The sequence below is a fragment of the Bradyrhizobium oropedii genome, assembly GCF_020889685.1.
GTDB classification, from domain to species: domain Bacteria; phylum Pseudomonadota; class Alphaproteobacteria; order Rhizobiales; family Xanthobacteraceae; genus Bradyrhizobium; species Bradyrhizobium oropedii.
The window spans coordinates 19,598-27,020 of sequence record NZ_JACMYO010000117.1; the positions used below are offsets into that span (position 1 = coordinate 19,598).

At 64.4% G+C, this 7,423-nt stretch carries 9 protein-coding genes; 5 read left to right on the forward strand and 4 right to left on the reverse strand.

The window, feature by feature from the left end; translation table 11 throughout:
* Window positions 1-5: 5 nt before the first annotated feature.
* Complete coding sequence (locus H8A95_RS27845) at window positions 6-752, forward strand: SDR family NAD(P)-dependent oxidoreductase (RefSeq protein WP_229186114.1); 747 nt, start codon at window positions 6-8, stop codon at window positions 750-752.
* Here H8A95_RS27845 and H8A95_RS27850 read toward each other — a convergent pair.
* The gene (locus tag H8A95_RS27850) at window positions 749-1,618 is read right to left on the reverse strand and encodes a LysR substrate-binding domain-containing protein (RefSeq protein ID WP_229186115.1); all 870 of its coding nucleotides are present in this window, start codon (window positions 1,616-1,618) and stop codon (window positions 749-751) included. The genes H8A95_RS27845 and H8A95_RS27850 overlap by 4 nt on opposite strands.
* Window positions 1,619-1,712: 94 nt before the next feature.
* Here H8A95_RS27850 and H8A95_RS27855 point away from each other — a divergent pair, with 94 nt between their 5' ends.
* From H8A95_RS27855 to H8A95_RS27870, 4 genes are all read left to right on the forward strand, one after another.
* The gene (locus H8A95_RS27855) at window positions 1,713-2,615 is read left to right on the forward strand and encodes a DMT family transporter (RefSeq protein ID WP_229186116.1); all 903 of its coding nucleotides are present in this window, start codon (window positions 1,713-1,715) and stop codon (window positions 2,613-2,615) included.
* Window positions 2,616-2,698: 83 nt separating this feature from the next.
* The gene (locus tag H8A95_RS27860) at window positions 2,699-3,379 is read left to right on the forward strand and encodes a site-2 protease family protein (RefSeq protein WP_229186117.1); all 681 of its coding nucleotides are present in this window, start codon (window positions 2,699-2,701) and stop codon (window positions 3,377-3,379) included.
* 102 nt (window positions 3,380-3,481) lie between these two features.
* The gene (locus H8A95_RS27865) at window positions 3,482-3,889 is read left to right on the forward strand and encodes a hypothetical protein (RefSeq protein WP_229186122.1); all 408 of its coding nucleotides are present in this window, start codon (window positions 3,482-3,484) and stop codon (window positions 3,887-3,889) included.
* Between the two features lie 196 nt (window positions 3,890-4,085).
* Window positions 4,086-5,309: an ABC transporter substrate-binding protein gene (locus H8A95_RS27870; RefSeq protein ID WP_229186118.1), complete on the forward strand. Its 1,224-nt coding sequence runs from the start codon at window positions 4,086-4,088 to the stop codon at window positions 5,307-5,309.
* Window positions 5,310-5,345: 36 nt separating this feature from the next.
* Here the strand turns inward: H8A95_RS27870 and H8A95_RS27875 are convergent, their stop codons facing one another.
* From H8A95_RS27875 to exbB, 3 genes are all read right to left on the reverse strand, one after another.
* Window positions 5,346-6,137, reverse strand: a complete 792-nt coding sequence (locus tag H8A95_RS27875; protein ID WP_229186119.1) for an energy transducer TonB family protein — start codon at window positions 6,135-6,137, stop codon at window positions 5,346-5,348.
* A gap of 11 nt (window positions 6,138-6,148) precedes the next feature.
* Window positions 6,149-6,613: a TonB system transport protein ExbD gene (gene exbD / locus H8A95_RS27880; RefSeq protein ID WP_229186120.1), complete on the reverse strand. Its 465-nt coding sequence runs from the start codon at window positions 6,611-6,613 to the stop codon at window positions 6,149-6,151.
* Window positions 6,614-6,616: 3 nt separating this feature from the next.
* Window positions 6,617-7,423: tonB-system energizer ExbB (gene exbB, locus H8A95_RS27885; RefSeq protein ID WP_229186121.1), on the reverse strand; the 807-nt coding region annotated here is incomplete at its 5' end.

The window sequence follows — 7,423 nt, forward strand, 5'->3', positions numbered from 1 at the left end:
CCAGCATGAACAAGATCGATCTCAACGGCCGTGCGGCGGTCGTCACCGGCGGCGCGCAAGGGTTTGGCCGCGCCATTACCGAGCGCTTCGTCGCGTCCGGCGCCAAGGTCGCGATCTGGGATTTCGACCAGCCGCTGGCCGAGAAGACCGCGCGGGCGATCGGCGAGAACGTGATCGCCATCAAGACCGACGTCACCGATCCCGATGCTGTCGACGCCGCGCGCGATCAGACGCTGCGGGCGTTCGGCAAGATCGACATTCTCGTCAACAACGCCGGCATCACCGGAGCCAACAAGCCGGTGTGGGAAACCGATCTCGACGACTGGCGGAGGGTGATGCGCCTCAATCTCGAGGGTCCCTTCATCTGCTGCAAGGCGATCGTGCCGACCATGATCGGCCGGAAATACGGCCGCATCGTCAACATCGCCTCGATCGCCGGCAAGGAAGGCAATCCGAACGCCGCGCACTATTCGTCGTCGAAGGCCGGCCTGATCGCGCTGACGAAATCGCTCGGCAAGGAGCTCGCGCAGCACGACATCCTGGTCAATGCGGTGACGCCGGCTGCGGCGAAGACCGCGATCTTCGACCAGATGACCCAACAGCACATCGACTTCATGCTGTCGAAGATTCCAAAAGCCCGCTTCGTGCTGGTCGAGGAGCTTGCCGCGATGGTGGCGTGGCTAGCGTCGGAGGATTGCGCCTTCTCGACCGGCGCGGTGTTCGACATCTCCGGCGGACGGGCGACTTACTAGCTCGCTCGCTTCGCCGGTTGTTGCAGCGCGGCGACGAGATGATCGGCAAGCAGTGACGCCGCGCGCGAAAGATTTTGCGCGCGGTGCAGCCGGATTTCGGCCCGCGGCAGTCGCGGCATGCCGTCGCGCGTGGTCAGGCGGCGCAGTGTGGCCGGAAATGTGCCCGACTTCACCACGGTCACGGCGAGACCCTGCGCGGCGATCGCCTCGACCGCCGACAGGCTGTGGCTGACGAAGGCGAGCCGCCACGGCCGGTTGGCTTCGTCCAGCGCCTGCATCGCCCAGCTCCGGAACAGGCAGCCCTGCGGATAGAGCGCGACCGGCAACGGATCGAGCTCTTCGACACGATGCGCGGCGCTTGCGGCCCACACCGCCTGCTCGGTGCGCAGCAGCTCACCCTCGCCGCGCCCCTCGGGGTGCATCGCGATCACGAGGTCATAGGCTTCGCCGAGCCGGTCCGTCATCGACGACGTCAGCCCGGTCTCCATCTCGACATGGATCAGCGGATAGTTGGCGATGAAATCCTTGAGCAGCGGCGGGACGATCAACGTCCCGTAGTCGTCCATCACGCCGAGACGAACCCGCCCGTCGGTGCCGTGCGCACGCACCCGCCCGACCGCCTCCGCGCTGAGGCTCAGGATGCGTCGGGCGTAGCCGAGCAGCCCTTCGCCGGCCGCGCTCAGATCGACACTGGTCGTGCTGCGGTGAAACAGCTCGGCCTGCAACCGCTCCTCCAGCCGCTTCACCTGCATGCTGACGGCCGATTGGGTCCGGTTCAGCGCCGAGGCGGCACGGGTGAAGGAGCGATGGTCGGCCACCGCGACAAAGGCCTGCAGGAGATCAGGGTCCAGGACGGGCGCGCTCATAACGATCTGTGATTCAATTGATCAAATTTATTCGATTTCCTGATTATGGCCTCTTCCCTAGATAGCGCAAGCGGAACAGCGGGATCGAAAACGGATGGGCGAAATCTGGGGGGTGTTGGCGGCGGTGCTGTCGAGCGCGCTCGGCGGAACCTCGATCGGGGCGACGCGGTTTCTGGTCGGCGCGATCGATCCGCTGGCGATCGGCGCGTTCCGCTTCGGCACCGGCGTCTTGTTGCTGCTGCCGCTGGCACTGCTGCAACGTGGTAGCTGGCCGCAACAGCGCGACTGGCTCGGCACCGCCGGCCTCGGCCTGCTGTTCTTTGCAGCGTTTCCGATCCTGTTCAACGCCTCGCTGATCTTCACCACGGCGGCGCGCGGCGCACTCGCGCTCTCGACGCTGCCGCTGCTGACCATGCTGGTTGGCGCAGCGCTCGGCGCCGAGCCACTGACCGCGCGCAAGACCATCGGCGTGCTTGTCACGATCCTGGGTGTCTCGATGGCGCTGCTCTCCGGCCTCGCCACGGCGCCACAGGGCGCCTGGCGCGGTGACCTGTTGATGGTCGCAGCCGCGCTATGCATGGCGCTATACAGCATCTGGTCGAAGCCCTACATCCGCCGCTCCGGCCCGATCCCCTTCACCACGCTCGCCATGGCGGCCGGAGCTGCGGTCCTCATTGCAGCCTCGTTGTTGCGCGGCAGTTTTGCGCCGGTCGCCGACTTCGGTGCACCGCAATGGTTCGGCGCGATCTATCTCGGCGCCTTCGGCGCAGCGCTCACCTTCTATCTCTGGGCTTTCGCGCTGGAGCGGACGACGCCGACCCGGGTGGCGATCTCAGTCACCGTCAACCCGATCGCGGCATCGCTGGTCGGTGCTGCGCTGCTCGGCGAGCCGTTGAGCTGGAATCTGATGGCCGGCATCGTCACCGTCCTTGCCGGGATCTGGATCGCGACCACCCAGCCGCAACAGGCCCGCGTGGTCGCGCCGGATACACAATGAGCCGCGGCCACTCGCCGACAAGGCCGTCAGCGAATCCGTGCTAGCCTGAGGTCCGGTCCAAGCGAACCCGAGGCGGCACGCAGTTGAATATTTCCCTCTACGACGTCTCCGTCTGGGTGCTGCCGCTGGTCATCGCGATTACCTTCCACGAGGCCGCGCACGGCTTCGTTGCGCACCGGCTCGGCGACGACACCGCCTGGCAGCTCGGCCGCGTCAGCTTCAACCCGCTGAAGCACATCGATCCGTTCGGCACGCTGATCCTGCCTGCGATGCTGCTGTTTGCACATTCGCCGTTCCTGTTCGGCTACGCCAAGCCGGTCCCGGTGAATTTCCGCAAACTCAACCATCCCAAGCTCGACATGGTGTGGGTGGCGCTGGCCGGCCCGGTCACCAACATCATCCTGGCGACCGCGGCGGCGCTGGCATTCCACGCACTGCCATTGGTTCCGGCCGATGCGGCAAAATGGACCGCGGACAATCTGAGAAACGCGTTCCTGATCAACATCGTGCTCGCGATCTTCAACATGATGCCGATCCCGCCGCTGGACGGCGGACGGGTCGCGGTCGGGCTGTTGCCGCGGCCGCTGGCGATCCCACTCGCCCAGCTGGAGCCCTACGGCATGCTGATCCTGATCGGGCTGTTGATCCTGCTGCCCGTGATTGGCAGGCAAGTTGGCCTAAATCTTGATGTTATTTCAACGATACTAGGAACTCTGACCGGCTATGTAATCAACGCCCTTCTCCTCATTACCGGAAACACATAGCCTTGATTTGCGCTTGACCCGATAGGAAAGCCGGTACCCGCTTGTCGGGGTCATGCGTGGGGACAGGAACGCTTCGAGGCCATGGTGATCAAAGCTGCCGATATGCTGATTGCGCGACGCGCCGACACCCGCGCGCGGGCTGACTTTGCAACCTGGAAGATGATGGCCAAGCTGAACGGCGCCTCCGCCTTGCCCCCGGAAGCGCAGAATTTCCTGGCCATCTTCAGGAAGCTGCTGGAACAGATGAGCGAAGCCGACGCCGGCGAGGCCACGATCCAGGAGATGTATCGCACCTACTATGCGGAGATGGGCGGCGCCGGCACGGCGCCGGAGGTTCCGGCGCGCACGCGCGAGCCGGTCGCCGACACCGGCAATGTCACCGCGTTCCGCCGCCTGCCCGCCAAGAAGACGACTGCAACCGATCCGAACGCCAAGCGTCCGATGCCGGTGGCGCTGATCTTCGCGTGCCTCGTCGTGGTCTACGTCGCGATCCGCTACTACTGGAAATAGCGCGCTCCGCGCTTCTCTTCATCTCCGACATTCATGATCGACGACGGACGCCGCGGCATCCGGTCGCGCGTCGGTGGTCGCTCAATCGCCGCCTCGTGGAATATCGCGCGCGATCGCTCGCGCCGGCGCCCTAGGCGATGCGCCCGATGCCGGGCATAATGAGGAACTCAAAAGCAAAAATCATACTGGAGGAAAGATGAAGCGTTCCATTGCAGCAGCCCTGGTCATGACCACGAGCCTCGCGTTCGCCGGCGGCGCATCGGCGCAGACGATGGACAAGGTTGCCAAGGTCGGCGCCCTCGGCGATCAGTCGGGTCTCTATCAGGATATCGGCGGTCCCGGCTCGACGGTGGCGGCGCAAATGGCGATCGAGGATTCCGGGCTGCTGGCAAAGGGCTGGAAGATCGACCTGATCTCGGCCGATCACCAGAACAAGCCGGATGTCGCGGTCAACATCGGCAAGCAATGGATCGATGTCGAGAAGGTCGACGTGTTCGTCGATCTCGCAGCCTCCAATGTCGGGCTCGCGATTGCCAACCTCGCCAAGGAGAAGAACGTCGTCAACCTGAACTCCGGCTCCGCCTCGTCCGATCTCACCGGCGCGCAATGCTCTCCAAACACGGTGCATTGGGTCTACGACACCTACATGCTCGCGAACGGCACCGGCAAGGCGCTGGTCAAATCCGGCGGCGACACCTGGTTCTTCCTCACTGCGGATTATGCGTTCGGCCAGGCGCTCGAGCGCGACACTTCGGCGGTCGTCACCGCGAATGGCGGCAAGGTACTCGGCAGCGTCAAGCATCCGCTCAACAATGCGGACTTCTCGTCGTTCCTGCTGCAGGCGCAAAGCTCGAAGGCCAAGATCGTCGGTCTTGCCAATGCCGGCGGCGACACCACCAACGCGATCAAGCAGGCCGCCGAGTTCGGTATCGTCTCGGGCGGCCAGCGGCTTGCCGGCATGCTGCTGTTCATTACCGACATCAACGCGCTCGGCCTCAACGTCGCGCAGGGCCTGAACTTCACCGAGACGTTCTACTGGGACATGAACGACCAGACCCGGGCCTTCACCAAGCGCTTCATGGAGCGCTTCAAGAAGAACCCGCCGACCATGGTGCAGGCCGGCGTCTATTCTTCGCTGATCCACTATTTCAAGGCGTTGGAAGCGCTCGGCGGCAATCCGCACGACGGCCGCGCCGTGGTCGCCAAGATGAAGGAATTGCCGACCGACGATCCCCTGTTCGGCAAGGGCTCGATCCGCGTCGACGGCCGCAAGATCCACCCCGCCTATCTGTTCGAGGTGAAGAAGCCGTCGGAGTCAAAATATCCGTGGGACTATTACAAGCTGGTGGCGACCATCCACGCGGATGAAGCCTGGCTGCCGCTCGAGAAGAGCGTCTGCCCGCTGGTGAAGAAGAGCTGAACCGCCGTCATTCCAATCGTAGCGAGCCCCGGCTCGCTACTTCTTCGGCTTCTTGAAATGAACGGGGAGGCTGAACGGGAACTGATCGTCGGTCAGACCGGCCGGCGGCTGCGGGACCGGATCGGAGCGGCGGACCATCGCAACCGCCTCGTCGTCGAACACAGAATCTCCCGACGAATCCGCCACTTTGACCGACACGATATTGCCGCGGCGATTGATCACCAGGTCGAGCGTCACCTTGGTCGTCTTGTCCTTGTCCTCCGGATATTTCTTGTGCAGTTCGAAATAGGCGCTGAGCTTCTTGCCCCATTTGGCCGTCAGCGCCAGCCGATCCTTGCCGATTCCAGGGTTCGGTGCCTTCGTGGTGTCCGATTGGCGCGTCGCGTCCTCAAGCTTGGTTGGCGCGCGATCTTCGTGCTGTTCGGAGGCTTGTTGCGCTTCGGTCTGAACCTTGGCGACCTGCGTATCCTCCTCCTTTGGTTTCTTGCTGTTGTCCTCCGTGACGAGGTAATCGGGGTTCTCCGCCTCGGTCGGCTTGGCTTGGGGGAGGTTAGTGTCCTTGACCTCGGCCTTCTGCTGCGTCATTTCGGGCGCGGCTTGCTGCGCTTGGTCCGGCGGCCCGGGAGGGGCCGAATCATCCTCGACGTTTGCGGTTGCCAGCTCGACGGAGTATTCGGCGCCCGCGGCGCCAAGGCCCTCGTCGCCGTCGTCGCCGCGCAAATTCGTCAGCGCCAGCGCCGCGCCGCCGAGATGCAGCCCGACCGCCGTCACCGCGGCGATCAACCAGAGCCGCTTCGACGTCCGTTGATCGAGGCTGGAATCCGACATCGCCGCGGCCCTCAGGGTGTTGCAGGTTGGGGCTGTGACGTATCCGGCGCTCCCGGAACGCCCTCAAGCGCAACGAGCTTTACCCGCGTGTAGCCGCCGGAGCGCAGGAGTTCCATTACGCCCAAAAGCTCGCCATAGGGCACCGCCTTGTCGGCTCGCAGGAACACGTATTTGTCCTTGCTCATGTCGGGCACCGCATCCAGCGTACTGAGCAGAGTAGCCCGCTTGACCAGCTCTTCGCCGACCGCCACCGTCAAATCCTTCTTGATGCTGACATAGGTCGGCTTGTCCGGCTTCTTCTGCGGCGTCGCGCTGGAGGTCGGCAGATCGATCGGCAGGTCGACGGTCGAGAGCGGTGCCGCCACCATGAAGATGATCAGCAACACCAGCATCACGTCGATGAACGGCGTGACGTTGATCTCGTGCGATTCCGCGAAATCGTCGTCGTCATCGTTCTCGGAGATCGAGACGGCCATCGCCTACTCCGCCGCCGCGCCGCGCGCATGCGGAACGTCGCCATGGGTGCGATCGAGATCGCGCGACAGCAGCCGTCCCGCGGCGCCCGAGGCACGGCTGACGAGCTCGAGGTAAACCTTCGTGACGCGCGAGAAATGATTGTAGATGATCACGGCGGGGATCGCCGCGACGAGACCGATCGCGGTTGCGAGCAGCGCTTCCGCGATGCCTGGCGCCACCACGGCAAGGTTCGTGGTCTGCGACTTCGAGATACCGATGAAGCTGTTCATGATGCCCCAGACCGTGCCGAACAGGCCGACGAAGGGCGACGTCGCGCCGATGGTTGCGAGCAGACCCGTACCGACGCGGATCTTGCGGGCTTCGGCGCGCATGATCTCGGCGAAGCTCGAGGCCGCGCGCTCCTTGATGCCGCTGTCGCTCGAAATGCCCGCCGACAGACGTCCCTCGCGCATCGCAGCCGCAATGAACGACGACAGCACGCTGCCCTTGGCGCCGAGCGCGAACTGCGCCTCGGCCAGCGAGCGCGATTCAGCGATCCTGGCGAGCGCGCCACGCAGCTTGCGCTGCGCCACGGTCAGCTCGACCATCTTGGCGATGAAGACCGTCCAGGTCACGAGCGAGGCAAAGGCGAGACCGAGCATCACCGCCTTCACGATGATGTCGGCATTCAAGAACATGTTCCACGGCGACAATTCGTGCAGGCCGGTCGAGGTCGACTTCAGCGATTTGGCGTCGCCGCCCGCGGGTGCAGCCAGGGATGCCTCATTCGCCGTCGGCGCCGGAGTTGCCGGCGCGGCTTGCGCCTGAGG